We start from the raw sequence: 25,217 nt of genomic DNA on the forward strand, positions 1-25,217 counted from the left end.
TGGGCGAGATCGTCGCCCAGCACCCTGCCCCCGATCACCTACCGGGGTCAGACCGTGTCGCAGATCGATGCGCAAGGGAGATTGCGGTTGTCCGAGCAGAACTTCGACATTGTCATCCTCGGAGGCGGCAGCGGAGGGTACGCAGCGGCGCTGCGGGCCGTCGAGCTGGGCTTCACCGTCGGCCTGATCGAGAAGGACAAGCTCGGAGGCACGTGTCTCCACCGCGGCTGCATCCCGACGAAGGCGCTGCTGCACGCCGCCGAGATCGCCGACAACTCGCGTGAGTCGGCCCGCTTCGGCGTCCGCTCGACCTTCGAGGGCATCGACGTCCCCGCCGTGACGCAGTACCGCCAGAGCATCGTCGCCAGCAAGTTCAAGGGCCTGCAGGGCCTCGTCAAGGCCCGCGGCATCACCGTGATCGAGGGCGAGGGCCGCCTCGTCGCCGCCAACGCCGTGCAGGTCGGCGACGACCGCATCGTCGGCAAGAACGTCATCCTCGCGACCGGCTCGTACTCGCGTTCGCTCCCCGGCCTCGAGATCGGCGGCCGCGTGATCACCAGCGAGCAGGCGCTCGAGCTCGACTTCGTGCCCGGCAAGGTCGCCGTGCTCGGCGGCGGCGTCATCGGGGTCGAGTTCGCGAGCGTCTGGAAGTCGTTCGGCGCCGAGGTCACCATCATCGAGGCGCTCCCCCACCTCGTGCCCAACGAGGAGGAGTCGGTCTCGAAGCAGCTCGAGCGCGCGTTCCGCAAGCGCGGCATCGACTACAAGCTCGGCGTGCGCTTCCAGGGCGTGACGCAGAACGACCAGGGCGTCGTCGTGACGCTCGAGAACGGCGAGACCGTCGAGGCCGAGCTGCTGCTCGTCGCCGTCGGCCGCGGCCCCGCGACGCAGGGCCTCGGCTACGAAGAGGTCGGCGTCACGATGGACCGCGGATTCGTCATCACGAACGAGCGCCTCGCGACCAACCTGCCGAACGTCTACGCCGTCGGCGACATCGTCCCCGGCCTCCAGCTCGCGCACCGCGGCTTCCAGCAGGGCATCTTCGTCGCGGAGGAGATCGCGGGCCTCAACCCGATCGTCGTCGAGGACGTCAACATCCCCAAGGTCACGTACTGCGAGCCCGAGGTGGCCTCGATCGGCTACACCGAGGCGCGCGCCGCCGAGAAGTTCGGCGCCGACCAGGTCTCGTCGTACGAGTACAACCTCGCCGGCAACGGCAAGAGCCACATCCTCGAGACGAGCGGCTCGATCAAGGTGGTGCGCGTGAACGACGGTCCCGTGGTCGGCGTGCACATGATCGGCGCCCGCGTCGGCGAGCTGATCGGCGAGGCCCAGCTCGCCGTGAACTGGGAGGCGTACCCCGAGGACATCGCCCCGTTCATCCACGCCCACCCGACCCAGAACGAGGCGCTGGGCGAGGCGTTCCTCAAGCTCGCCGGCAAGCCGCTGCACGCGCTCTGAGCCCGCGCCCGCGAACACGACTGCAATAAGCTAGAAAGCGTCACACGCTGTGAAGGAGACAAGCGCATGAGCGAATCCGTCAGCCTCCCGGCACTCGGTGAGAGTGTCACGGAGGGCACGGTCACCCGATGGCTGAAGAACGTCGGCGACCGTGTGGAGGTCGACGAACCGCTGCTCGAGGTGTCGACCGACAAGGTCGACACGGAGATCCCGTCGCCGGTGGCCGGCGTCATCGAGGCGATCCTCGTCCAGGAGGACGAGACCGTCGAGGTCGGCACGCCGCTGGTCACGATCGGCGACGGATCCGGCGCCGCGGCGCCCGCCGAGGCGGCGCCTGCTGCCGAGGCCGCGCCCGCTCCCGAGGCGGCCCCGGCCGCTCCGGCTCCTGCCGCCGAGGCCGCGCCCGCCGCCGAGCCGGCTGCCGCACCCGCACCCGCACCCGCACCCGAGGCTGCGCCGGCTCCGGCCCCCGAGGCCGCTCCGGCGCCTGCGCCCGCGCCCGCCCCCGAGGCCGCGCCTGCCGCCGCTCCGGCTCCTCCGGCACCCGCCCCGCAGGCGGCACCCGCCCCGCAGGCGGCACCCGCCGCGCCGGCCGCAACTCCGGCGCCCGCCGCGCCGGCCCCCGAGGCCGCTCCGGCCGCACCCGCGCCCGCTCCGCAGGCGGCGCCCGCGGCCCCCGCCGCTGCTCCGGCACCGGCTGCCGCTCCGGCGGCTCCCGCAGTCGAGGCTGCGCCGTCGGGTGCGCACGCCGGCCCCAGCGGCTACGTGACGCCGATCGTGCGCAAGCTCGCCAACGAGCAGGGCGTCGACCTCGCCAGCGTGACCGGCACGGGCGTCGGCGGGCGCATCCGCAAGCAGGACGTGCTGACCGCCGGCCAGGCGCCGTCGGCCGAGGCTCCCGCCGCGGCACCCGCCCGCACGCCGCTCGAGACGTCGCCGCTGCGCGGCACCACGGTGCCGATGACCCGCCTGCGCAAGGTGGTCGCCGAGCGCGCCGTCGTCTCGATGACGTCGACCGCGCAGCTGACCACCGTCGTCGAGGTCGACGTGACGCGTGTGGCGCGCCTCCGCGACCGCGTCAAGGGCGACTTCCTCGAGAAGACCGGCAACAAGCTGTCCTTCCTGCCGTTCTTCGCGATGGCCGCCGCCGAGGCGCTCAAGGCCTACCCGATCGTCAACTCGACGGTCGACGGCGAGAGCATCGTCTACCCGTCGACGGAGAACATGAGCATCGCGGTCGACACCGAGCGCGGGCTGCTGACGCCGGTCATCCGCGACGCGGGCGAGCTCAACATCGCCCAGCTCGCCGCGCAGATCGCCGACCTGGCCGACCGCACGCGCAACAACCAGCTGAAGCCCGACGAGCTCTCGGGCGGCACGTTCACGCTGACCAACACCGGTTCGCGCGGCGCGCTGTTCGACACGCCGGTCGTGTTCCTGCCGCAGTCGGCCATCCTCGGCACCGGCATCGTGGTGAAGCGCCCCGTCGTCGTGAAGCAGGACGGGGAGGACGCGATCGCGATCCGCTCGATGGTCTACCTGGCCCTGTCGTACGACCACCGCATCATCGACGGTGCCGACGCCGCCCGCTTCCTGACCGCGGTCAAGGAGCGCCTCGAGGAGGGCGACTTCCAGTCGTCGCTCGGCATCTAGTCGAACACCTCGCGCAAGCGCCAACCGGCCTCGCCCCTCACCATGAGGAGCGAGGCCGGTTCGCGTTCGGGGGTCGCTCGGGCGCGCACCAGCACGGCGCCGCCCATCTCGGCCACGACCTCGACGGTGGCCGGGTCGAACTCCGTCTGCGGAAGCGCCTCGCCGTCGCGTGCGGCGACCAGGGCGGCTCGATCCGACGCCTCGATCGCCGAGCCCGGCTGCACGACCGTGCCCAGGCAGGCGAGGTCGAGTGCCGCGAAGCACTCCGCGCGTCGACCGAGCAGGTCGCGTGCGGCGGCCACGACGCCGTCGGGAGGGCTCTCGCCGAGATCGTCCACCGACGATGGCGGTGCGGCGGCCTCGGTCTCGGGAGTCCCCGACGGTTCCTCGGCCGGACCGTCGGCCCTCCGCTCCCCGATCACAGGATCCTCGCCCGCGACCGGCTCCCCCGCTGAGCCGCCAGACGCTTCAGCCACACGGCCGCCGTCGGCGCCGGCGGGCGGCACGAGCGTGAGCATCGTCACGAGCGTTGCCCCGCCCAGCAGCGCACCCACGGCGACCGCTCGGCCGCGGGCTCGGATGAGGCCCGTGAGGCGTTTCCGACCGTCCGCTACCCGGTCGACGTCGGCCGCCGCGGCGAACTGCTCGATGACGCCCTCGGGCGCCTGGGCGAGCGCGAGCCACCGCCGCAATCCGGTGCCGACCATCCCGCCTGCTGTCCGGGGCGCCGCCGCCGCCATCGTTGCTCCAGCACGCTCCTCCTCCGTCAGGGGAACGGTCGGCGGCATCACTCGGCCGGGCAGCCGGCGCGGGCTCGCCGCAGTGGCGACCTCCCGCACGGGCTCGGGCGTCGCCAGTTCGAACAGTCGACGCTCGAGCTCGGCCTCGCACGGCGCGAACGGACGGACGGCGAGCCGCGCGCGAACGAGCTCGATCGCCTCGCCGAGCGCACCGGGCGGCATCACGGCGGCGGCCACGTCCTCGACGAGATCGGCCAGGCGCTCGTGGGCGACGCGACGGAGCGCCGTGCGTTCGGCGCCGTGGTCGGACATGCGCCGCAGGGCGCCGAGCCCCAGGAGGCGCGGACGACCGGCGTCGTCGAAGACGATGTCGCTCACGGCGAGGCGCGTGTGCGCGTACCCCCGCGAAGCGAGGTCGCCGACGGCGACCACGATCGGCGCGAGGATCGTGACGGCCTCCCCGGCAGTGATCGTGCGAGCAGAGAGCGTCCGCGCGAGCGAGCCGCCGCCGAGCCGCTCCACCACGACGCAGCAGCGCCCGTCGGGCAGCGTCGCCACGTCGTGGAGCCGCGGGAGCGCGCCCGCGGCATCCGTCGACATCGCCTCGAGCTCGCACGCGATCGCGGCGTCGTCGGCCTCGGCGTCGTAGACGCGGAGAACCACGAGCGCCGGCACGCCGTGCGCTCCACCTGCGACACCGGTCGAACCACCTGCGACATCGGTCGACCGGCCCGCGGGCTCGCCGCCGTCGCGGCCGGTCGGCACGGGCCGACCGACCGCAGCGAGGTAGACGTCGGCCCGATCGCCCGACGCGATGCGGCGGATCAGCCGGTAGCCCACGAGCCTGCCGTCGAGGGGTGCCGCGTCGACGATGCGATCGCTCGATTCGCGGATGCGCTCGGTGCGGCGCTCGCGGCGCGATCGACGGCTCATGCTGAAAGGATGCCGCGCCGGACGGACGTCGACCGGCCGCAGGAACCGCACGTCGGCGCCCACGACACGGCAGGTCGTGTGGAGGACGAGTCGCGCCATCCGCCCGCCTAGACTGGAGGGCATGCTCGACTTCGTCGTCGCGGGGCTAAGCGCCAACTCCGTGCCGTACATCGAGGGTCTCGACCTTCAGCGCGCCGTCCATCGCGCGGTCGTCAGGGGCGAACGCCCCGACACCGTCATCCTCCTGGAACACCCCTCCGTCTACACCGCCGGCAAGCGCACTGCGCCCGACGAGCGGCCGACCGACGGAACACCCGTCATCGACGTCGACCGCGGTGGAAAGATCACCTGGCACGGTCCGGGCCAGCTCGTCGGCTACCCGATCCTCCGGCTCGCCGAGCCGGTCGACGTGGTCGGCTACGTGCGCCGGGTGGAGGGCATCCTCATCGACGTGCTCGCCGAGCTCGGCGTCGACGGCCGTCGCGTCGACGGACGCTCGGGCGTCTGGGTCGGCGAAACCGGCCGCGAGAACAAGATCGCCGCCATCGGGATCCGCGTCGCCGACGGCGTCACGATGCACGGGTTCGCGCTCAACTGCTCGAACTCGCTCGAGCCCTACGGGAAGATCGTGGCCTGCGGCATCCGCGACGCCGGCGTGACCACCATCACGCGCGAGCTCGGGTACGAGGTCACCCCCGAGGACCTGGTCGACCCCATCACGCGTCGGTTCCGCGCCGAGGCCGAGGCGGCGGTCGCCGCATGAGCACCGCACCCGAGGGGCGCCGGATGCTGCGCCTCGAAGTCCGCAACGCCCAGACGCCGATCGAGCGCAAGCCCGAGTGGATCAAGACGCGGGCGAAGATGGGACCCGAGTACCGCCAGCTGCAGCAGCTCGTGAAGGGCGAGGAGCTGCACACGGTCTGCCAGGAGGCGGGCTGCCCGAACATCTACGAGTGCTGGGAGGACCGCGAGGCCACGTTCCTCATCGGCGGCTCGCAGTGCACCCGCCGGTGCGACTTCTGCCAGATCGACACCGGCAAGCCCGCCGACTACGACGTCGACGAGCCGCGCCGCGTGGCCGAGTCCGTCGTACGGATGCAGCTGCGGTACTCCACCGTCACGGGCGTCGCCCGCGACGACCTGCCCGACGAGGGCGCCTGGCTCTACGCGGAGACGATCCGCGAGATCCACCGCCAGTCGCCCGGCACGGGCGTGGAGATCCTCGTCCCCGACTTCTCGGGCAACCCCGAGCTGCTCGGCGAGGTCTTCTCGGCCCGGCCCGAGGTGTTCGCCCACAACGTCGAGACGGTGCCGCGCATCTTCAAGCGCATCCGACCGGCGTTCCGCTACGAGCGCTCGCTCGACGTGATCACGCAGGGCCGCGACGCGGGACTGATCACGAAGTCGAACCTCATCCTCGGCATGGGCGAGGAGCGCGCCGAGGTCACGCAGGCCCTGCAGGACCTGCACGACGCCGGCACCGACATCATCACGATCACCCAGTACCTGCGCCCGAGCCCGCGCCACCTGCCGGTCGACCGCTGGGTTCGACCCGAGGAGTTCGTCGAGCTCAAGCAGGAGGCCGAGGAGATCGGCTTCCTCGGCGTGCTCGCCGGTCCGCTGGTGCGCTCGTCGTACCGCGCCGGCCGCCTCTGGGCGCAGTCGATGCACGCGAAGGGGCGCGAGCTGCCGCCCGCGCTCAGCCACCTCGCCGACGCGTCGCTCGGCTTCGCGCAGGCCGTCGGCTGAGGCGTCGGGATGCCGCCTCCGCCGTCGGTGAACGCGGTCGGAGGCGGCGTCCGCCGCCGGTATCCTTGACACCATGGCACGCACCAAGGACACGTCGTCCGCTCCGAAGGAACCCGGCCGCATGAAGCAGATGTGGCAGGTCTTCCAGATGACGCGCCGCTACGACTCGAGCGCGCAGTGGCTCATGCTCCTCGGCTTCCTCGCCCCCGTGCTCGTCGGCCTCGCGCTCGCGCTCTGGCTCGGCGACGGCAACGGCCTCACGATCGCGCTCTGGATCGTCGCGGGCGTGCTCGCGGGCTTCCTGCTCGCCCTGGTCATCCTCGGCCGCCGCGCCGAGCGCGCCGCGTACTCGCAGATCGACGGGCAGCCCGGCGCGGTCGGTGCCGTGCTCCGGAGCGGGCTGCGCCGCGGCTGGGTCGGCAACGAGATGCCCGTCGCCGTGAACGGCAAGACGCAGGACGCGGTCTACCGCGCGGTCGGCCGCGGCGGCGTGGTGCTCATCAGCGAGGGCCCGGTCTCCCGCACGCAGCGCATGCTCGACGATGAGAAGCGCAAGATCGCGCGCGTGCTGCCCAACGTGCCCGTCACGCTCATCGCCGTCGGCCACGAGGAGGGCGCCGTCGAGCTGCACCGCCTGGCCGCGACCATGCGAAAGACCAAGCGCACCCTCACCAAGCCCGAGGTCCTCGCGGTCTCGAATCGCCTGAACTCGCTCCAGACCGCGCTGCCCATCCCGAAGGGCATCGACCCGATGAAGGCTCGGCCCCAGCGGGGCAAGATGCGCTGACCCCGACCGCCCAGCGAGCGGCATCCGTCATCGGCGGATGCCGCTTCTGCATGTTCGGGGCTACGCCCGGGTCAGCACCGTGCCGGCGAGCTTGTCGTGGACCCCGCGCTGGTCGGAGTCCCAGACGACCGCCGGGATCACGAGGACGAGCAGCAGCGTGCGCACGACCGGGCGCCACGGGCCGACCCAGCCGCCGGCGATGGGCACGACCCGCAGGCCGACGATGCGGTGGCCGACGCTGCCGCCGATGGTGGGGATGAAGAGCACCTGCATGAGAGCGAAGATGCCGAGGGTGATCCACGAGAACACCGCAGAGTCGTACGGCGCGAACAGCAGCGCGATGAGCATCGCCGCCGCCCAGTCGATGGCGATCGCGGCGATGCGGCGGCCGACGCGGCCGACCGATCCGGGCCCGGAATCGGGGAGCCCGAGCCGCTCCCCCGGCCACCGGCTGGGTTCGAGGCCGCCGGAGGTTCGGGGTTTCGCGTCAGGCACCCGACGAGTCTACCGAGCCCGCCTGCGCGTAACATGGCGGAAACATTCGCGTCACGGTCGGGAAACGGCGACTCGCTAGCGTCGGGTACGGCTGTCGACGTCCGTCCGGTCCCACTCGCCCCTCTTGGAGATTCCGACACATGTTCAGTGATTCGTCTGAAGTGCTCAAGTTCATCAAGGAGACGGATGTCAAGTTCCTCGACATCCGCTTCACCGACCTTCCGGGCGTGCAGCAGCACTTCAACATCCCGGCGTCGACCGTCGACGAGGAGTTCTTCACGGTCGGCCAGCTCTTCGACGGATCGTCGATCCGCGGCTTCGCCTCGATCCACGAGTCGGACATGCAGCTGATCCCGGATGTCTCCACCGCCTACGTGGACCCCTTCCGCGCCGAGCGCACGCTCGTGATGGTCTTCGACATCTACAACCCGCGCAACGGCGAGATCTACGGCAAGGACCCGCGCCAGGTCGCCAAGAAGGCCGAGAAGTACCTCGCATCCACGGGCATCGCCGACACGGCGTTCTTCGCGCCCGAGGCCGAGTTCTACATCTTCGACGACGTGCGCTACGAGGTGAAGCAGAACGCGAGCTTCTACTCGGTCGACTCCAGCGAGGGCGCCTGGAACTCGGGCCGCGAGGAGGAGGGCGGCAACCTCGCCAACAAGACGGCGTACAAGGGCGGCTACTTCCCCGTCTCCCCCGTCGACCAGCACGCCGACCTGCGCGACGACATCGTGCTCAAGCTCATCGACGCGGGCCTCGAGGTCGAGCGCTCGCACCACGAGGTCGGCACCGCCGGCCAGGGCGAGATCAACTACAAGTTCGACACGATGGTGCACGCCGCCGACGACATCCTGAAGTTCAAGTACATCGTCAAGAACACCGCCAACGAGTGGGGCAAGACGGCCACGTTCATGCCGAAGCCGCTCTTCGGCGACAACGGCTCGGGCATGCACACCCACCAGTCGCTCTGGAACGAGGGCAAGCCCCTGTTCTACGACGAGGCGGGCTACGGCGGCCTCTCCGACATCGCGCGCTGGTACATCGGCGGCATCCTGCGACACGCCCCGGCGCTGCTCGCCTTCACGAACCCGACGGTGAACTCCTACCACCGCCTCGTGCCGGGCTTCGAGGCTCCCGTGAACCTCGTCTACTCGGCAGGCAACCGCTCGGCGGCGATCCGCATCCCGATCACGGGCACCAACCCCAAGGCCAAGCGCATCGAGTTCCGGGCGCCGGATGCCTCGGGCAACCCCTACCTCGCCTTCGCCGCGCAGCTCATGGCCGGCCTCGACGGCATCAAGAACCGCATCGAGCCGCACGAGCCCGTCGACAAGGACCTCTACGAGCTCCCGCCCGAGGAGGCGAAGTCGATCCCCCAGGTGCCGGGTTCGCTCGACGCCGTGCTCGACGCACTCGAGGCCGACCACGACTTCCTCCTCGAGGGCGGCGTGTTCACCAAGGAGCTCATCGAGACCTGGATCGACTACAAGCGCGAGAAGGAGCTGAAGCCGCTGGCCCAGCGCCCCCACCCGTTCGAGTACGAGCTCTACTACGGCGTCTAGTCCGCAATCACACCCCTGATCGGCGGTTCCGGTCCCCCTCCCCAGGATCTGGAGCCGCCCAGACCCGAACACGAAGCCCCTCCCGGTTCCCCTGGGAGGGGCTTCGTCGTGCGCATCGGGTGGATCGCCGGGATTCGGTGCTTCCACTGATGCCGACCCGATCGGAACGGCGTATCCTGCGGAGCCACGCCCACGACGGAAGGAGCAAAGATGACCGCCGGATACGACAATGTCAACGCCTTCATCGTGATCGCAGCCGACCTCCGCGACCCGTTCGTGAGTTGGCAGCACCACCTCGACCGCGGGAGCAGCGGCGGTGTCGACTGCGTAGCCGGCATCGGCACCGCGATCCTCGCACCCGCGGATTGCGAGCTCCGGAACATCCCCGACAACGGGACCGGAGGCAACACGATCGAACTGCGCTTCGCCGACGGCTGGCGCGATCAGATGATGCACCTCTCGCGATTCGTCGCAGCGGGCAGCAAGGCGAAAGGCGCCGTCGTCGGCTTCTCCGGCGACACCGGCGCGCCAGGGCAGCCGCACGTGCACTGGCACCGCATCGACCCCGATGGGGCCCGACGCAATCCGTGGAACTTCTTCGATTCAGTGGAGGACGACATGTTCACCGACGACGACCGGAACCGCCTGCAGTCGGTCCACGCGGCCGTATTCATGGGGGGCGGCAACGCCGGACAGGCATCGGTCATCGAGCGACTGCTCCTGATCGAGGACACGTTGGCAGCGCTCGAGCGGCGCATCGTCAACCTCGATCGACAGGTCACCGGTGCCGACAACTTCAATGCCGACGTCGGCCCTTCGGTCGCCGGACGCCTGATCGACGTCCAGAACACGGTGAACCGCATCGAAGCGGCACAGGACGGCTGATCTTCAGCCCGTCGTCGGCTCGCGACGTGGCTCCACGCCGTAGAAGCCGCGCTCGAACACCGTGCGCGCGCGGCGCGTGAGGGCGAGGTAGTCGCTCTCGAGGCGCGACGCCGAGCCGGGCGGGTAGCCCATGATGCGGGCGACGCCCTCGAGCTGCGAGCGCTCGACGGGCAGCACGTCGGTCGTGCGATCGAGCCAGAGCGTGAGGGCGGAGCGGGCCCGCGACGCGAACATCCAGGCGGCGCGCAGCGTCTCGGCGTCGGGTGCCGTGATGTGCCGATGCGCGACGGCCGCGGTCAGGGCGTCCAGCGTCGACGGCGTGCGGAGGGACGGCTCCCCCGCGCCGTGCTGGAGCTGCACGAGCTGCACGAACCACTCGACATCCGACAGCGACCCGCGACCCAGCTTGAGGTGGCGCGTCGGATCGGCGCCCTGCGGCAGCCGCTCGTTCTCCACGCGCGCCTTGATGCGCTTGACCTCGCGGACGTCGCGCTCCGAGATCGCCTCGGGGTAGCGCACCGTGTCGGCGAGCTCGATGAAGTCGTGGATGAGCGCGGCGTCGCCGGCGACGCCGCGGGCGCGCAGCAGCGCCTGCGCCTCCCACGTGAGCGACCAGCGGGCGTAGTAGGCGCGGTAGGCGTCGATCGACCGGGCGACGACGCCGTTGCGTCCTTCGGGGCGCAGGTCGGCGTCGAGCTCGAAGGGCAGGCGCGCGTCCTCGGTGAGCCGCACGAGCTCCGCCACGATGCGCAGCGCCTGGGACTGCGCCGCCCCGGGCTCCGCTCCGTCGGGCCGGAACACGTAGACGATGTCCGCGTCCGAGCCGATGCCGAGCTCGCGCCCGCCGAACCGGCCCATGCCGATGACCGCGAACTCGATGCCGTCGGGCTCCTCGCCCCGGATCGCCTCGACGATCGCGGCGATGTGGCTCTGCGTGACGTCGGAGAGGCCGTGCCCCAGCTCCTCAACGGTGCAGACGTCGAGGATCGCCGAGAGCGAGAGGCGCAGGACCTCGCGGCGGCGGATGGCGCGGAACACCTTCGCCGCGGCATCCGCGTCGCCGTGACGGCCGAGCACGGCGCGCTTCTCGTCGTCGAGCGCGGCGAGCGACCGCGGGCGGAGCTCGTCGATGTCCTCGAGCCACGCCACCGCCTCGGGGATGCGCTCCAGGAGCTCGCCCGCGAACCGCGAGCCCGAGAGCACGCGCGTGAGGCGCAGCGCGGCATCCGACGAGTCGCGCAGCAGCCGCAGGTACCAGTGCGTGGTGCCGAGCGTGTCGCTGAGTCGACGGAACGCGAGCAGGCCGTAGTCGGGGTCGGCGCCGTCGGCGAACCACGAGATGAGCACGGGCATCAGGTGCCGCTGGATGGTCGCGCGGCGCGAGACGCCGGCGGTGAGCGCACCGATGTGCGCGAGCGCGCCGCGCGGGTCGCGGAACCCGATGGCGCGCAGGCGCGCCTCCGCCTGCTCGCTCGTGAGCTCGAGGCCCTCGGCCGGCAGCGCGGCAACGGCCGAGAGCAGCGGGCGGTAGAAGAGCCGTTCGTGCAGGCCCCGCACGCGTTGGCGGGTCGCCTGCCACATGGAGGTCAGGTCCTCGGCGCTCCGGCCGAGGCCCGACGATCGGGCCAGCGCGCGCAGCTCCGCGGCACCGCGCGGCATGAGGTGCGTCCGCCGAAGGCGTGCGAGCTGCAGGCGGTGCTCGAGCACGCGCAGGAACCGGTAGTCGCGGGCGAACTCCGCCGCCTCCTCGCGTCCGACGTAGCCGTGCTCCGCCAGGGCAGCCAGGGCGGGCAGCGTGCCCGCCTGGCGGATCGCGGCATCCGTCGCGCCGTGCACGAGCTGGAGCAGCTGCACGGTGAACTCGATGTCGCGCAGGCCGCCCGGCCCCAGCTTCAACTGCACGTCGACCTCGTCGGCCGGGATGTGCTGGGTGACGCGCTCGCGCATGCGCTGCACCGACTCGACGAAGCCCTCCCGACCCGAGCTCGCCCACACCTTGGGGGCCACGCCCGCGGCGTACCGCTCCCCCAGCGCATGGTCGCCGGCGAGCGGACGGGCCTTCAGGAGCGCCTGGAACTCCCAGCTCTTCGCCCAGCGGTCGTAGTACTGCAGGTGCGACTCGAGCGTGCGCACGAGCGCGCCGTCCTTGCCCTCGGGGCGGAGGTTGGGGTCGACCTCCCAGAGCGGCGGCTCGATGCCCGGCTCCGAGATGACGCGCATCGCGATCATGGCGAGTCGCGTGGCGATGTCGAGGGCGCGCGGTGTCGTGACCACGTCCTCGTCCGCGGACTCCGCGACGAAGATCACGTCGACGTCGCTCACGTAGTTGAGCTCGCGCGCGCCCGCCTTGCCCATGCCGATGACCGCGAGCCGGGTCGCGTCCACCTCGGCGGCGGGATACCTCCCGGGCCCGGCCGCCTCGCCCGCTGTCCGCGCGGTCGCGCGGCGCGCGGCGACGATCGCGACGTCGAGCGCGGCGCCGGCCAGGTCGGCGAGGCCCGACGCGACGGTGTCGACTGCCTCGATCGCGTCCGCGCGGGTGAGGTCGTACACGGCGATCGCCGCGAGGAGCCGCCGGTACCGCACGCGGATCGCCGCCGCGGCCGCCTCGAGGTACCGGGCGGCGGGCACGTCGACCTCGTCGAGGGCCTGCAGCAGCACGGCGCGGGCCTCGTCGGTCCCGAACGGCGCCATGGGCACCTGCTGCAGCACGGCGAGCTCGCGCGGATGCCGCGCCAGCACGTCGGCGAAGCCCCGCGACGCGCCGAGCAGCCGCGCCATGCGCTCGGCTGAGGCGCCGTGCACGAGCACGGCGGCGACGTCATGCGGCGCACGCTCCTGCAGGCGCAGGGTCGCGCTCAGCGCCTCGTCGGGGTCGCCCGCGTGCGCGAACGCCTCGAGCAGCGCCTCGTCGTCGAGGCCCGTCGCCGAGGCGAGCGCCTCCAGTCCGGCCGCGGCGCGGTCGAGGTCGTCGAAGCCCGCGCGTGCGAGCCGGCCGAGGGTCTGCGCCTGGCGGGACATCGGGTGCTGGTCAGAGGATCTCGAGGTTGCGCTGCAGCTCGAACGTCGTGACCTGCGAACGGTAGTCGCGCCACTCGGAGCGCTTGTTCGCGAGCACGTAGTTGAAGACCTGCTCGCCGAGGGTCTCGGCCACGAGCTCCGACTCCTCCATGTACTCGATCGCGTGGTCGAGGCTCGCGGGCAGCGGGTGGTAGCCCAGCGCGCGGCGCTCGCTGTCGGTGAGGGCCCACACGTCGTCCTCCGCCTCCTGCGGCAGGTCGTAGCCCTCCTCGATGCCCTTCATGCCCGCCGCGAGCAGCAGCGAGAATGCGAGGTACGGATTGGCCGCGGAGTCGATCGCGCGGTACTCGACGCGCGCGCTCTGGCCCTTGTTGGGCTTGTACAGCGGCACGCGCACGAGCGCGGAGCGGTTGTTGTGGCCCCAGCAGATGAAGCTCGGCGCCTCGTCGCCGCCCCAGAGCCGCTTGTACGAGTTCACGAACTGGTTGGTGACCGCCGAGATCTCGTTGGCGTGGCGGAGGAGGCCGGCGATGAACTGGCGGCCGATCTTCGAGAGCTGGTACTGCGCGCCGGGCTCGTAGAAGGCGTTGGTGTCGCCCTCGAACAGCGAGAGGTGGGTGTGCATGCCGCTGCCGGGATACTGCGAGAACGGCTTCGGCATGAAGGTGGCGTACACGCCCTGCTCGATGGCGACCTCCTTCACGACCGTGCGGAAGGTCATGATGTTGTCGGCCGTGGTGAGCGCGTCGGCGTAGCGCAGGTCGATCTCGTTCTGGCCGGGGCCGGCCTCGTGGTGGCTGAACTCGACCGAGATGCCGAGGTCCTCGAGCATCCGCACGCTGCGACGACGGAAGTCGTGCGCGGTGCCGCCCGGGACGTTGTCGAAGTAGCCGGCAGAGTCGACGGGCACGGGGCCCTCCTCGCCGTACTTCGACGAGCGCAGCAGGTAGAACTCGATCTCGGGGTGCGTGTAGAAGGTGAACCCGCGGTCGGCGGCGCGTGCGAGGGTGCGCTTGAGCACATTGCGGGGATCGGCCACGGCGGGCTCGCCGTCGGGCGTCGTGATGTCGCAGAACATGCGCGCGGTGGGGTCGATGTCGCCACGCCACGGGAGCGTCTGGAACGTCGTCGGGTCGGGGAAGGCCAGCAGGTCGGACTCGAAGGTGCGGCTGAGGCCCTCGATCGCGGAGCCGTCGAACCCGATGCCCTCGGTGAACGCCCCTTCGACCTCCGCGGGTGCGATCGCCACCGATTTCAGGGTGCCGACCACGTCGGTGAACCAGAGCCGTACGAACTTGACTCCTCGTTCCTCGATGGTCCGGAGAACGAAGTCGCGCTGCTTATCCATCCACACCCTCTCTCGCACCTCTCAGGGTAGCGGCTCGGCGCCGGGCGAGACGCCGGGCACGGATGCCGCGTGTGCCAGACTGGCGACATGTCAGAGCAGCCCGTCGACGACGCAGCATCCGCGACCCAGCCCGTGGCGGAGACGAATCCGTACGGGGGCGCCGCGGCAGCCGGAGGACCGAAGCGGGTGCGCACCCGCCACTTCCAGAACGCGAAGCGCGAGGGCATCAAGATCACCGGCCTCACGAGCTACGACATGCTCACGGCGCGCATCTTCGATGAGGCGGGCATCGACTTCCTGCTCGTCGGCGACTCGGCGGGCAACAACGTGCTCGGCTACGACACGACGCTGCGCGTCACGATCGACGACCTCATCCCGCTCACGCGAGCGGTCGCCGGCGCCGTGAAGCGCGCGTTCGTCATCGCCGACATGCCCTTCGGCTCCTACGAGAACGGCCCCGAGGACGCGCTGCACACCGCGGTGCGGTTCATGAAGGAGACCGGCGCGCACGCCGTGAAGCTCGAGGGCGGCGAACGCAGCCACAAGCAGATCCGCCGCATCGTGCAGGCGGGCATCCCGGTCATGGCGCACATCGGCTACACACCGCAGAGCGAGCACGGCCTGGGCGGACACGTCATCCAGGGCCGCGGCGAGGGCGTGCAGCAGCTGCTCGCCGATGCGAAGGCGGTGCAGGACGCCGGGGCGTTCGCGGTCGTGCTCGAGATGGTGCCGGCCGATGCGGCGCGCCAGGTGACCGAGCTCCTCGAGATCCCCACCATCAGCGTCGGCGCCGGACCGTACACCGACGGGCAGCTGCTCGTCTGGACCGACTGGGCCGGGCTCACGGTCGGGCGCGTGCCGAAGTTCGTGAAGCAGTACGCCGACCTGTCGGGCATCCTCGCAAAGGCCGCCCGCGAGTGGCGCGCCGACGTCGAGGCGGGAAGCTACCCGAACGCCGAGCACAGCTACGAGTGACAGGTCGGTCCGCCCGCCGGCGGCGTCGCCCGACGCCGGCGCCGTGCGCCGTGGACGGTGACGCCGCCTAGTCCTCGGCGGCCTCCTCCTCGGCCCACTTCGCGCTGTTCGCGCGCAGGATCTCGAGGGCCCGCTCGGCCTCGGCGCGCGTCTCGAACGGACCGACGCGATCGGGGGCCGGCGACACGTAGCCCTGCTCCACCTCGCCGGTCTTCATGTTGTACCAGAACTGGTGCTCGACATCCTGCGCCATAGGGTGATCCTATGCCCAAGGATGCCGCCGGCCACCTCATCCCCGGACGCCTGTCGCCGACGCGCCAGGTCCCCGCCGGCATCCGCCGTCCCGAGTACGTCGGGCGCCGTGCGCCCGCCCCCAACACGGCCGGCGACCGCTACGCGCCCGACGAGGTGGAGCGCATCCGCGCCGCGGGGCGGATCGCGGCGCAGGCGATCGACGCCGCGGCATCCGCCATCGCACCCGGCGTCACGACCGACGAGCTCGACCGCATCGCGCACGAGTACGTCGTCGGGCACGGCGCCTACCCGTCGACGCTCGGCTACCGCGGATACCCGAAGTCGTCATGCACGTCGGTCAACGAGGTGATCTGCCACGGCATCCCCGACGACACCGTGCTCGAGGACGGCGACCTCGTGAACCTCGACGTCACGGCGTTCCTCGACGGCTACCACGGGGACCTCAACCGCACCTTCCTCGTCGGCGAGGCGAGCGAGGAGGCGGCGCTGCTCGTGGAGCGGACCGAGCAGGCGCTCGCGCGCGGCATCCGTGCGGTGGCGCCCGGGCGGCAGGTGAACGTGATCGGCCGCGCGATCGAGGCGTACGCGAAGCGGTTCGGGTACGGGGTCGTGCGCGACTACACCGGACACGGCGTCGGGCGGGCGTTCCACACGGGCCTCGTCATCCCCCACTACGACGCCCCCGAGTTCGACACGGTCATGGAGCCCGGGATGGTGTTCACGATCGAGCCCATGCTCACGCTCGGCACCATCGAGTGGGACGTGTGGGACGACGACTGGACGGTCGTCACGCGCGATCGGGCGCTCACCGCGCAGTTCGAGCACACGCTCGTGGTGACCGAGCGCGGCGCGGAGATCCTCACCCTGCCCTGAGGCACCGCCGGGGGGGCGGAGGCCTCGCCCGGCGGGCCCGCGATAGTGTGGCGCCATGGCGACTGACCACGCGATCGGCATCGACATCGGCGGCACGGGCATCAAGGGGGCGGTCGTCGACCTCGGCACCGGCGAGCTCGTCACCGACCGGTTCAAGGTGAAGACCCCCGAGGGCGGCCGCCCGAAGGACATGCTGCGGGCCACCGAGGAGCTCGTCGACCAGATCGACGCGCAGCTCTCCGGCGGCGGCAAGCTCCCGCTCGGCGTGTGCTTCCCCGCGATCGTGAAGCGCGGCTACACGCTGTCGGCTGCGAACATCTCCGACGAGTGGATCGGCCTGCAGGCCGAGGACCTCTTCGAGCAGGCGCTCGGCCGCGAGATCCACTTCATCAACGACGCGGATGCCGCGGGCTTCGCCGAGCTCCGCTACGGCGCGGCCGCCGGGGTCGACGGGCTCGTGATCCTCACCACGCTCGGCACCGGCATCGGCTCGGCGCTCATCTACGACGGCGTGCTCGTGCCGAACACCGAGCTCGGGCACCTCGAGATCGACGGGCACGACGCAGAGAAGCGCGCCGCGTACGCCGCGATGGAGCGCGAGTCGCTGAGCTGGGAAAAGTGGGCGAAGCGGCTGCAGCGCTACTACTCGTTCGTGGAGTTCCTGTTCACGCCCGACCTGTTCGTCGTCGGCGGCGGGGTGTCGAAGCACAGCGAGGAGTTCCTGCCGCTGCTCGACCTCAAGACGAAGATCGTCCCCGCCGTGCACCGCAACAACGCCGGCATCCTGGGCGCCGCAGCCCTCGCCAACCACTGACAGCGCCGCGCTGGGCGGGGTGCGAGCGGGCCGGCTGATACGCCGGGTTCTGTTCACCGGGCGCTTGCGCGACACCGGCTGGACGGCCATCTCTCTCGGAGCTGCGTCACCGCAGCCCTCCAGCGGCCTACCCGGGAACGGGACGGGCCGCCCCATGGTTCCCTGTCTGGCCTTGCTCCGGACGAGGTTTACCGAGCCGACCGCGTCACCGCGGCCGCTGGTGGGCTCTTACCCCACCGTTTCACCCTTACCCCGGACTCGCGTCCGGGGCGGTCTGCTTTCTGTGGCACTGTCTCGCGGGTTGCCCCGGGTGGGTGTTACCCACCGTCCTGCCCTGCGGAGCCCGGACGTTCCTCGGCATCCGATCACTCGGATGACGCGACCGTCTTGCCGACCCGCTCGCCCTCCAAGGCTACAGGTCGCGGCTGGGCTCCGGCTCGACGCCGAGCGTCGTCACAGCCCCGATTCGTCGGTGCGCACGAGGATGCGGTCGCACTCGGGGCACTGCAGGACGTCGTCGGGCGCCGCACGCCGCACCTGCTCGAGGTCGGAGCCGGTGAGCGTGATCGTGCAGCCGCCGCAGGTGCGCTGGCGCAGGAGCGCCGCGCCGACTCCCCCGCCGCGGAGGCGGTGCTGCTCGTAGAACGTGAGGAGCTCCGCGGGCACGCTGCCGGCGACGACCGCCCGGTCGCGCTCGGCCGCGTCGCGCTCGGTGCCGAGTCCGGATGCCGCCTCGTCGCGCTCGGCCTCGAGGGCGGCGGCCTCGGCGGCGATGGTCGCGCGTTCGGCGTCGATGCCGGCGACGGCCGCCTCGGCCGCCTCGACCTTCTCCATGACGGCGAGCTCCTGGTCCTCGAGGTCGGAGAGCCGCCGGGCGAGCGAGGCGAGCTCGGACTCGAGCGCGGCGACGTCCTTCGTCGACGACGTGTGCTGCAGCCGGTCGCCGTCGCGGGCGATGCGCGCCTCGACCATGGCGACGTCGGACTCCAGCCGCTTCAGCTCGGCGCGGGCGTCCTCGAGTCCGCCGACCGCTTCGGCTCGGGTGCCGCGCACCGCGGTGTCGCGCGTGGCGAGCTCGGCGAGCGGGGCGGCCTGGGGCAGCGAGCCGAGGCGGTGCGCGAGCTGCTGGAGTCGGGTGTCGAGGGACTGCAGCCTGAGCAGTTCCTGCTGGTCGGCGGGGCTGGCCTTCACTTGGTGCTCCTCGTGGGGGACGGTGCGGGAGTGGTCATCATTGCACGACCTGGAAGTCCCAGGGGTCGGTGCGGAGCTCGCTCACGCGGACGTCGAGCTCGGGGTGGGCGGCGCGCAGCTCCGCGGCGGCGGCGTCGAGCCAGAGCCACTCGCTCGCCCAGTGGGACACGTCGATGAGCGCCGGCCCGCCTCCGACGAGGGCCTGCTCGCGCGCCTCCGAAGCCGGGTGGTGCCGGAGGTCGGCCGTGATGTAGACGTCGGCGCCGCGCACGAGCGGGTCGCCGAGGAGCGAGTCGCCGGCGCCGCCGCAGAGCGCGACCACCTCCACGGGGTCGTCGAAGCCGCCTGCCGCGCGCACGCCCGTGGCCGTGGGCGGCAGCACCTCGGCGAGGATGCGTGCGAGTCGGCCGAGCGTCGTGGGCTCGGTGAGCCGTCCGACGCGGCCGAGCCCGAGCGCGGGGTCGGCGCCGGGCACGATGGGCCGCACGTCGACGAGCCCGAGCCGCGCAGCGAGCACGGCGGAGGTCCCCTGGTCGACGACGTCGGCGTTGGTGTGGGCGGCGACGAGCGCGCAGCCGGCGCGGATGAGCCGCGCGAGCAGGGCTCCCTTGTACCGGTCCTCGGCGATGGACGTGACGCCGCGCAGGAGCAGCGGGTGGTGCGCGATGAGCAGGTCGGCACGGAGGCCGACGGCCTCGTCGACGGTGCTGCCGACGGCGTCCACCGCGAAGAGCACGCGCTCGATCGCGGCCTCGGGATCGCCGGTGACGAGGCCCGGGGCATCCCACGGCTCTGCGCCCTCGAGCGGCCACAGCCGATCGATCGTGGTCAAGACCTCGGCGAGAACGACTGGCACGCGCCCCAGCCTAGCGGCGCGGTTCGGCGACATGGCCGGGCCGGAGCCCCGCGGCATCCGTGGTGGGCCCTGCCGGGCTCGAACCGACGACATCCACGGTGTAAACGTGGCGCTCTACCAACTGAGCTAAAGGCCCGTCACTGCGCGACGGGCTCGCGCCCGCGCCGCGCGGCGCACGCCCATGTTATCGGAGCCTCCCTAGACTCACGCCCATGGAGGTGGTCGAGCAGCATCCGAGTCGCATGGCTCAGCCCGAGTACCGGTGGCCCGCCGTCGTCGCCCTGCTCGTGGCGCTCGCACTCTACGCGTTCCTGCCGAACGAGATCTTCGGCGGCCAGCGGTTCGTCCTCGTCGGGGCCGGGCTCGCCTTCCTCCTCACGCTGAGCTTCGTGAACCCCCACCGGCTGCGCCGGCAGACGCGGTGGTACCGCATGGTCTCGGTCGCCTTCGTGGCCCTGCTCGTGCTCATCAACCAGATCGCGCTCGTGATCCTCGTGTACAAGCTCGTCGCCGGCCATCACAACGCCCCCGGGCTGCTGCTCGCCGCGCTGCAGGTCTGGGTCGCGAACGTGATCGGGTTCGCGCTGCTGTACTGGGAGCTCGACCGCGGCGGCCCGGTGGTGCGCACCGCCTGGGCCCGCACCGAGATCCCGCCCGCCGACTTCCGCTTCTCGCAGGACGAGGACGAGGCGACCATCGAGGAGGTGGCCAAGGGCTCGTCGGCACGCGTCGACTGGACGCCGCGATTCGTGGACTACCTCTACACGTCGCTGTCGAACTCGATGGCGTTCAGCGCGAGCGACTCGATGCCGCTGCGGCAGCGCACGAAGCTCCTCATGGGGCTGCAGGCGTTCGGCGGGTTCGTGATCCTCGCGCTCGTGATCGCCCGGTCGGTCGGCATCCTCGACTGAGGGCGAGCGGATGCCGCGGCATCCGTCAGCCCGCGAGGGCCGCCCGGTACTGCTCGAGCGTGCGTGCCTCGCCGGGCGCGGTCGCGAAGCTCGAGCGGACGATGCCGTCGACGCCGATCACGAAGGTCGCCCGGTTGGCGTAGCCGCGCTCCTCGAGGAACGCGCCGTAGGCGCGGGCGACCTCGCCGTGCGGCCAGAAGTCCGCGAGCAGCGGGAAGCCGTAGCCCTGCTCCTCCGCCCAGGCCCGCAACGCGTGCTTCGAGTCGACCGACACGCCGACGAGCGCGGTTCCCGACGCCTCGAACATCGCGAGGTGGTCGCGGAGCTCGCACAGCTCGCCCTGGCACGTGCGCGAGAACGCGAGCGGGAAGAACACGAGCGTCACCGGCTTCTCACCGCGGAAGTCCGCGAGCGACACGGGCTGGCCGAACTGGTTGGCGAGCGTGAAATCGGGGGCGATGGCGCCGGGGCCGAGGATCATCGGGGCCGTTCCTCCCAGTGGACTCGGGGCGGGGACGGCGCCCAGCCTAGCCCCGACGCACCGGGCATAGAATCACTAGGATGGCGTGGTGCCCACCCGACCGTGAACCGGTCGCTTCGTCGTGCGCACGCCCCCAGCCGCAGGCAAGACCTGCTGAAGAGAGAGGTCGAGTGTGACTGTCAACGACCAGGATCCCTACTCGGTCGAGGCGATGGACTCCGATCCCGAGGAGACGTCGGAATGGGCCGAGTCGCTCGATGCGCTCGTCACCGAGAAGGGGCATCAGCGCGGCCGGGAGATCATGCTCAGCCTGCTGAAGCGCTCGAAGGAGCTGCACCTCGGCGTGCCGATGGTCCCGACGACCGACTACCTCAACACCATCGCTCCTGAGAACGAGCCCGAGTTCCCCGGCGACGAGGAGATCGAGCGCCGCTACCGCGCGTGGATCCGCTGGAACGCCGCCATGCTCGTGCACCGGGCGCAGCGCCCCGGCATCGCCGTGGGCGGCCACATCTCGACGTACGCCTCGAGCGCCGCCCTCTACGAGGTCGGCTTCAACCACTTCTTCCGCGGCCAGGACCACCCCGGCGGCGGCGACCAGATCTTCGTCCAGGGCCACGCCTCCCCCGGCACCTACGCCCGCGCCTTCCTCGAGGGCCGGCTGAGCGCCGACCAGCTCGACGGCTTCCGCCAGGAGAAGTCGCACGCGCCGAACGGCCTGTCGTCGTACCCGCACCCGCGGCTCATGCCCGACTTCTGGCAGTTCCCGACCGTGTCGATGGGCCTCGGCCCGATCAACGCGATCTACCAGGCGCAGCTCAACAAGTACCTCACCAACCGCGGCATCAAGGACGCGTCCGACCAGCACGTCTGGGCGTTCCTCGGCGACGGCGAGATGGACGAGGTCGAGAGCCGCGGGCAGCTGCAGGTCGCCGCGAACGAGGGCCTCGACAACCTCACGTTCGTGATCAACTGCAACCTCCAGCGCCTCGACGGCCCCGTGCGCGGAAACGGCAAGATCATCCAGGAGCTCGAGAGCTTCTTCCGCGGCGCCGGCTGGAACGTCATCAAGGTCGTCTGGGGCCGCGAGTGGGACGACCTGCTCGCCCGCGACCACGACGGCGCGCTGCGCAACCTCATGAACGTCACCCCCGACGGCGACTACCAGACCTACAAGGCGGAGTCGGGCGCCTACGTGCGCGAGAACTTCTTCGGCCGCGACCCGCGTGCGCTCGAGCTCGTGAAGGACCTGAGCGACGAGCAGATCTGGAACCTCAAGCGCGGCGGCCACGACTACCGCAAGGTCTACGCCGCGTTCAAGGCGGCGACCGAGCACAAGGGCCAGCCGACGGTCATCCTCGCGAAGACGATCAAGGGCTACGGCCTGGGGCCGTCCTTCGAGGGTCGCAACGCGACCCACCAGATGAAGAAGATGACCCTCGACAACCTCAAGACGTTCCGCGACGCGATGCGCATCCCGATCAGCGACGCGCAGCTCGAGGAGAACCCCTACCTCCCGCCGTACTACCACCCCGGCAACGACGACGAGGCGATCCGCTACCTGCACGAGCGTCGCAAGGAGCTCGGCGGGTACCTGCCCGAGCGCCGCACGAACCACACCGCGATCACCCTGCCCGACGACTCGGCGTACGCGATCGCGAAGAAGGGCTCTGGCACGCAGGAGATCGCCACCACCATGGCGTTCGTCCGCCTCCTGAAGGACCTCATGCGGGCGAAGGACTTCGGCAACCGCATCGTGCCGATCATCCCCGACGAGGCGCGCACGTTCGGCATGGACGCGTTCTTCCCGAACGCGAAGATCTACAACCCGAACGGCCAGCACTACACCTCGGTCGACCGCGAGCTCCTCCTCGCCTACAAGGAGAGCCCGCAGGGCCAGATCGTGCACGTCGGCATCAACGAGGCGGGCGCGCTCGCCGCGTTCACCGCCGTCGGCACCTCGTACTCCACCGAGGGCGAGCCGCTGATCCCGATCTACGTGTTCTACTCGATGTTCGGGTTCCAGCGCACGGGCGACGCGATCTGGGCGGCCGGCGACCAGATGGCGCGCGGCTTCATGATCGGCGCCACGGCCGGCCGCACGACGCTGACGGGCGAGGGCCTGCAGCACGCCGACGGCCACTCGATCCTCCTCGCCTCGACGAACCCGGCGGTCGTGTCGTACGACCCGGCCTACGGCTACGAGATCGGGCACATCGTGCGCTCGGGCCTCGACCGCATGTACGGCGGCACCCACCCCGACCCGAACGTCATGTACTACCTCACGGTCTACAACGAGCCGCTCGTGCAGCCGGCCGAGCCCGAGGGCGTCGACGTCGAGGGCATCGTCCGCGGCATCCACCGCCTCTCGGAGTCGACCGCGCAGGGCCCGAAGGCCCAGCTGCTCGCCTCGGGCGTCGCCGTGCCGTGGATCATCGAGGCGCAGGAGCTCCTCGCGAACGACTGGGGCGTGTCGGCGGATGTCTGGTCGGTGACGAGCTGGACCGAGCTGCGTCGCGACGGCGTCGCCGCCGACGAGCACAACTTCCTGAACCCCGACGCGGAGCGCCGCACCGCCTACGTGACGCAGAAGCTCTCGGGCTCCGGCGGGCCGTTCGTCGCCGTGTCGGACTACATGCATGCCGTGCCCGACCAGATCCGCGCCTACGTGCCCGGTGACTACGCCACGCTCGGCGCCGACAGCTTCGGCTTCTCGGACACGCGCCCGGCCGCACGTCGCTTCTTCAAGATCGACGGCCCGTCGGTCGTGGTGCGCACGCTCGAGCTCCTCGCGGAGCGCGGCGAGGTCGACCGGTCGCTCCCGGCGCAGGCCATCGAGAAGTACCGGCTCCACGACGTGAACGCCGGCACCACCGGAACGGCCGGCGGCGAGAGCTAGCAGGCGACCCGGTGGCGACGAAGCCCAGGACGAAGGCGGAGACGCTCGCATGGTTGCGCACCATCGCGGGCGAGCTGTCGACCCAGACGTTGAAGCGTCTGGAGGACACGCTGCCGTGGTACGGCGACATGCCGCCGAGCCGCCGCTCGGCCGTCGGCCTCGTCGCCCAGGCCGGCATCTCCTCGTTCATCGCCTGGTACGACGATCCGCGGTCGACCCCGTGGATCGCGGCCGACGTCTTCGGCGCGGCGCCGCGTGAGCTCCTCCGGTCGGTGAGCCTGCAGCAGACGCTGCAGCTCATCCGCGTGACGGTGGAGGTCGTCGAGGAGCGCGTCAAGAACGGCGGGGGCGAGGAGCTGCGCGAGGCCATCCTGCTCTACTCGCGCGAGATCGCCTTCGCCGCGGCCGACGTGTACGCACGCGCCGCGGAGGCGCGCGGACTCTGGGACGCCCGCCTCGAGGCGCTCGTCGTGGACTCGATCCTCTCGGGCGAGTACGACGACGAGCTGCCGAGCCGCATCGCGGCCCTCGGCTGGCACGGCCACGGCGAGGTCGCGGTGCTCGTGGGCACCGCCCCGAAGCAGCTCGACGTCGACCACGTGCGTCGGGCGGCGCGGCACATGCACGCCGACGTGCTCATCGGCGTGCAGGGCAACCGGCTCGTGCTCGTGATCGGTCGATCCGACCCGCTCGGGCGCGAGCCCGAGGACGCCATCGGCACCTCCCCCGCGCTCACGTTCATGGAGATCGCCACCCAGCTCGAGCCGCATTTCGGCCCGGGGCACCTGGTGCTCGGGCACGAGGTCCCCAACCTCGTCGACGCGTCGAAGAGCGCGAAGGCCGCGCTCGCGGGCTTCGCGGTGGCCCGGTCGTGGCGGCACGCGCCGCGACCCGTGCACGCCGACGACCTGCTGCCCGAGCGCGCGCTCGCGGGCGACCCGCTCGCCCGCGCGACGCTCGTGCACCGCATCTACCGGCCGCTGCAGGCGCATTCCACCGAGCTCCTCACGACGCTGTGGAGCTACCTCGACAACGGTCGCTCCCTCGAGGCCACCGCCCGCGAGCTGTTCGTGCACCCGAACACGGTGCGCTACCGACTGAAGCGCGTCTCCGACGTCATCGGGTGGGATGCCACGGGCGCGCGTGAGGCGCTCATCCTGCAGTCCGCGCTCATCATCGGCTCGATGAGCGACCACGAGCACCAGCCGCGCCGACGCCCGAGCTGACGCCGATCCGAGCGGCTCGGCGGCAGCCGCCCCATCCCTGCATGTCGGGCGCGCACAAGGGTTCTCGCGAGAGCTTGTCGCAATGACACACACCCGAGG

General features: G+C 71.4%; 21 protein-coding genes, 1 tRNA gene and 1 other RNA gene. 13 read left to right on the top strand and 10 right to left on the bottom strand.

From position 1 onward, the window contains the following. Positions 1–87: 87 nt before the first annotated feature. Both lpdA and sucB read left to right on the top strand, forming a co-directional pair. Positions 88–1,461, top strand: a complete 1,374-nt coding sequence (gene lpdA / locus FYC51_RS17600; protein ID WP_148735050.1) for a dihydrolipoyl dehydrogenase — start codon at positions 88–90, stop codon at positions 1,459–1,461. 66 nt (positions 1,462–1,527) lie between these two features. Further along, on the top strand, positions 1,528–3,114 hold the full coding sequence (sucB, locus tag FYC51_RS17605; RefSeq protein ID WP_148735051.1) for a 2-oxoglutarate dehydrogenase, E2 component, dihydrolipoamide succinyltransferase: 1,587 nt from the start codon (positions 1,528–1,530) through the stop codon (positions 3,112–3,114). Here the strand turns inward: sucB and FYC51_RS17610 are convergent. Then, the gene (locus tag FYC51_RS17610; protein WP_148735052.1) at positions 3,111–4,787 is read right to left on the bottom strand and encodes a serine/threonine-protein kinase; all 1,677 of its coding nucleotides are present in this window, start codon (positions 4,785–4,787) and stop codon (positions 3,111–3,113) included. The two genes, sucB and FYC51_RS17610, sit on opposite strands and share 4 nt — an antisense overlap. A gap of 121 nt (positions 4,788–4,908) precedes the next feature. On the opposite strand from FYC51_RS17610, the gene lipB reads away from it, so the two are divergent. The 3 genes from lipB to FYC51_RS17625 all read left to right on the top strand — a co-directional run bounded on the left by lipB (position 4,909) and on the right by FYC51_RS17625 (position 7,323). After that, positions 4,909–5,550, top strand: a complete 642-nt coding sequence (gene lipB, locus FYC51_RS17615; protein ID WP_148735053.1) for a lipoyl(octanoyl) transferase LipB — start codon at positions 4,909–4,911, stop codon at positions 5,548–5,550. After that, the gene (lipA, locus tag FYC51_RS17620; RefSeq protein ID WP_148735054.1) at positions 5,547–6,536 is read left to right on the top strand and encodes a lipoyl synthase; all 990 of its coding nucleotides are present in this window, start codon (positions 5,547–5,549) and stop codon (positions 6,534–6,536) included. Before lipB ends, lipA begins: the two co-directional genes overlap by 4 nt. A 73-nt stretch (positions 6,537–6,609) precedes the next feature. Continuing rightward, positions 6,610–7,323 carry a DUF4191 domain-containing protein gene (locus tag FYC51_RS17625; RefSeq protein WP_148735055.1) on the top strand — a complete coding sequence of 238 codons (714 nt, stop codon included), beginning with the start codon at positions 6,610–6,612 and terminating at the stop codon, positions 7,321–7,323. A 60-nt stretch (positions 7,324–7,383) separates the two neighbouring features. Here FYC51_RS17625 and FYC51_RS17630 read toward each other — a convergent pair whose 3' ends face one another. Next, the gene (locus FYC51_RS17630) at positions 7,384–7,818 is read right to left on the bottom strand and encodes an RDD family protein (RefSeq protein ID WP_148735056.1); all 435 of its coding nucleotides are present in this window, start codon (positions 7,816–7,818) and stop codon (positions 7,384–7,386) included. A gap of 140 nt (positions 7,819–7,958) precedes the next feature. Between FYC51_RS17630 and glnA the strand changes: the two genes are divergently transcribed. Next, positions 7,959–9,383, top strand: coding sequence for a type I glutamate--ammonia ligase (glnA, locus tag FYC51_RS17635; protein WP_148735057.1), 1,425 nt, complete (start codon positions 7,959–7,961; stop codon positions 9,381–9,383). 210 nt (positions 9,384–9,593) lie between these two features. Then, on the top strand, positions 9,594–10,268 hold the full coding sequence (locus FYC51_RS17640) for a M23 family metallopeptidase (RefSeq protein WP_148735058.1): 675 nt from the start codon (positions 9,594–9,596) through the stop codon (positions 10,266–10,268). Positions 10,269–10,271: 3 nt separating this feature from the next. Here the strand turns inward: FYC51_RS17640 and FYC51_RS17645 are convergent, their stop codons facing one another. Together FYC51_RS17645 and FYC51_RS17650 are read right to left on the bottom strand one after the other, a co-directional pair. After that, a complete protein-coding gene (locus FYC51_RS17645) occupies positions 10,272–13,289 on the bottom strand; it encodes a bifunctional [glutamine synthetase] adenylyltransferase/[glutamine synthetase]-adenylyl-L-tyrosine phosphorylase (RefSeq protein WP_148735059.1) in 3,018 nt (1,005 codons plus the stop codon). 10 nt (positions 13,290–13,299) lie between these two features. Continuing rightward, on the bottom strand, positions 13,300–14,637 hold the full coding sequence (locus tag FYC51_RS17650; protein WP_148735060.1) for a glutamine synthetase family protein: 1,338 nt from the start codon (positions 14,635–14,637) through the stop codon (positions 13,300–13,302). A gap of 87 nt (positions 14,638–14,724) precedes the next feature. Here FYC51_RS17650 and panB point away from each other — a divergent pair, with 87 nt between their 5' ends. Further along, complete coding sequence (gene panB / locus FYC51_RS17655) at positions 14,725–15,612, top strand: 3-methyl-2-oxobutanoate hydroxymethyltransferase (RefSeq protein WP_148735061.1); 888 nt, start codon at positions 14,725–14,727, stop codon at positions 15,610–15,612. 67 nt (positions 15,613–15,679) lie between these two features. Here panB and FYC51_RS17660 read toward each other — a convergent pair whose 3' ends face one another. After that, entirely contained in the window at positions 15,680–15,865 is a 186-nt protein-coding gene (locus FYC51_RS17660) for an SPOR domain-containing protein (RefSeq protein WP_148735062.1), read from the bottom strand. A gap of 11 nt (positions 15,866–15,876) precedes the next feature. Here FYC51_RS17660 and map point away from each other — a divergent pair, with 11 nt between their 5' ends. Together map and ppgK are read left to right on the top strand one after the other, a co-directional pair. Next, positions 15,877–16,740: a type I methionyl aminopeptidase gene (gene map, locus FYC51_RS17665; protein ID WP_148735063.1), complete on the top strand. Its 864-nt coding sequence runs from the start codon at positions 15,877–15,879 to the stop codon at positions 16,738–16,740. A gap of 55 nt (positions 16,741–16,795) precedes the next feature. Then, positions 16,796–17,554, top strand: coding sequence for a polyphosphate--glucose phosphotransferase (gene ppgK / locus FYC51_RS17670; protein ID WP_148735064.1), 759 nt, complete (start codon positions 16,796–16,798; stop codon positions 17,552–17,554). A 22-nt stretch (positions 17,555–17,576) separates the two neighbouring features. On the opposite strand, the gene rnpB is transcribed toward ppgK, so the two are convergent. The 4 genes from rnpB to FYC51_RS17690 all read right to left on the bottom strand — a co-directional run bounded on the left by rnpB (position 17,577) and on the right by FYC51_RS17690 (position 19,737). Next, an RNA gene (rnpB, locus tag FYC51_RS17675) (RNase P RNA component class A) lies at positions 17,577–17,952 on the bottom strand. A gap of 55 nt (positions 17,953–18,007) precedes the next feature. Then, positions 18,008–18,745, bottom strand: a complete 738-nt coding sequence (locus FYC51_RS17680) for a zinc ribbon domain-containing protein (RefSeq protein ID WP_148735065.1) — start codon at positions 18,743–18,745, stop codon at positions 18,008–18,010. Between the two features lie 37 nt (positions 18,746–18,782). After that, entirely contained in the window at positions 18,783–19,601 is an 819-nt protein-coding gene (locus FYC51_RS17685; protein WP_148735066.1) for a Nif3-like dinuclear metal center hexameric protein, read from the bottom strand. 60 nt (positions 19,602–19,661) lie between these two features. After that, positions 19,662–19,737, bottom strand: a tRNA-Val gene (locus tag FYC51_RS17690). A 76-nt stretch (positions 19,738–19,813) separates the two neighbouring features. Between FYC51_RS17690 and FYC51_RS17695 the strand changes: the two genes are divergently transcribed. Beyond that, positions 19,814–20,512 carry a hypothetical protein gene (locus tag FYC51_RS17695; protein ID WP_148735067.1) on the top strand — a complete coding sequence of 233 codons (699 nt, stop codon included), beginning with the start codon at positions 19,814–19,816 and terminating at the stop codon, positions 20,510–20,512. A gap of 25 nt (positions 20,513–20,537) precedes the next feature. On the opposite strand, the gene FYC51_RS17700 is transcribed toward FYC51_RS17695, so the two are convergent. Then, positions 20,538–20,993, bottom strand: coding sequence for a peroxiredoxin (locus tag FYC51_RS17700; RefSeq protein ID WP_148735068.1), 456 nt, complete (start codon positions 20,991–20,993; stop codon positions 20,538–20,540). Positions 20,994–21,165: 172 nt separating this feature from the next. Between FYC51_RS17700 and aceE the strand changes: the two genes are divergently transcribed. After that, the gene (gene aceE, locus FYC51_RS17705) at positions 21,166–23,892 is read left to right on the top strand and encodes a pyruvate dehydrogenase (acetyl-transferring), homodimeric type (protein WP_148735069.1); all 2,727 of its coding nucleotides are present in this window, start codon (positions 21,166–21,168) and stop codon (positions 23,890–23,892) included. An 11-nt stretch (positions 23,893–23,903) separates the two neighbouring features. Then, a complete protein-coding gene (locus FYC51_RS17710; protein ID WP_148735070.1) occupies positions 23,904–25,118 on the top strand; it encodes a PucR family transcriptional regulator in 1,215 nt (404 codons plus the stop codon). Positions 25,119–25,217 lie beyond the last annotated feature (99 nt).

The sequence above is a fragment of the Agromyces mariniharenae genome (assembly GCF_008122505.1).
Classification (GTDB): Bacteria; Actinomycetota; Actinomycetes; order Actinomycetales; family Microbacteriaceae; genus Agromyces; species Agromyces mariniharenae.

What these genes read in the sequence shown, in the direction of transcription:
- sucB (WP_148735051.1), top strand. Translation starts at nt 1,528, where the DNA reads ATGAGCGAATCCGTCAGCCTCCCGGCACTCGGTGAGAGTGTCACGGAG.
- FYC51_RS17610 (WP_148735052.1), bottom strand. Translation starts at nt 4,787, where the DNA reads ATGAGCCGTCGATCGCGCCGCGAGCGCCGCACCGAGCGCATCCGCGAA.
- lipB (WP_148735053.1), top strand. Translation starts at nt 4,909, where the DNA reads ATGCTCGACTTCGTCGTCGCGGGGCTAAGCGCCAACTCCGTGCCGTAC.
- lipA (WP_148735054.1), top strand. Translation starts at nt 5,547, where the DNA reads ATGAGCACCGCACCCGAGGGGCGCCGGATGCTGCGCCTCGAAGTCCGC.
- FYC51_RS17625 (WP_148735055.1), top strand. Translation starts at nt 6,610, where the DNA reads ATGGCACGCACCAAGGACACGTCGTCCGCTCCGAAGGAACCCGGCCGC.
- glnA (WP_148735057.1), top strand. Translation starts at nt 7,959, where the DNA reads ATGTTCAGTGATTCGTCTGAAGTGCTCAAGTTCATCAAGGAGACGGAT.
- FYC51_RS17640 (WP_148735058.1), top strand. Translation starts at nt 9,594, where the DNA reads ATGACCGCCGGATACGACAATGTCAACGCCTTCATCGTGATCGCAGCC.
- FYC51_RS17645 (WP_148735059.1), bottom strand. Translation starts at nt 13,289, where the DNA reads ATGTCCCGCCAGGCGCAGACCCTCGGCCGGCTCGCACGCGCGGGCTTC.
- FYC51_RS17650 (WP_148735060.1), bottom strand. Translation starts at nt 14,637, where the DNA reads ATGGATAAGCAGCGCGACTTCGTTCTCCGGACCATCGAGGAACGAGGA.
- panB (WP_148735061.1), top strand. Translation starts at nt 14,725, where the DNA reads ATGTCAGAGCAGCCCGTCGACGACGCAGCATCCGCGACCCAGCCCGTG.
- FYC51_RS17660 (WP_148735062.1), bottom strand. Translation starts at nt 15,865, where the DNA reads ATGGCGCAGGATGTCGAGCACCAGTTCTGGTACAACATGAAGACCGGC.
- map (WP_148735063.1), top strand. Translation starts at nt 15,877, where the DNA reads ATGCCCAAGGATGCCGCCGGCCACCTCATCCCCGGACGCCTGTCGCCG.
- ppgK (WP_148735064.1), top strand. Translation starts at nt 16,796, where the DNA reads ATGGCGACTGACCACGCGATCGGCATCGACATCGGCGGCACGGGCATC.
- FYC51_RS17695 (WP_148735067.1), top strand. Translation starts at nt 19,814, where the DNA reads ATGGAGGTGGTCGAGCAGCATCCGAGTCGCATGGCTCAGCCCGAGTAC.
- FYC51_RS17700 (WP_148735068.1), bottom strand. Translation starts at nt 20,993, where the DNA reads ATGATCCTCGGCCCCGGCGCCATCGCCCCCGATTTCACGCTCGCCAAC.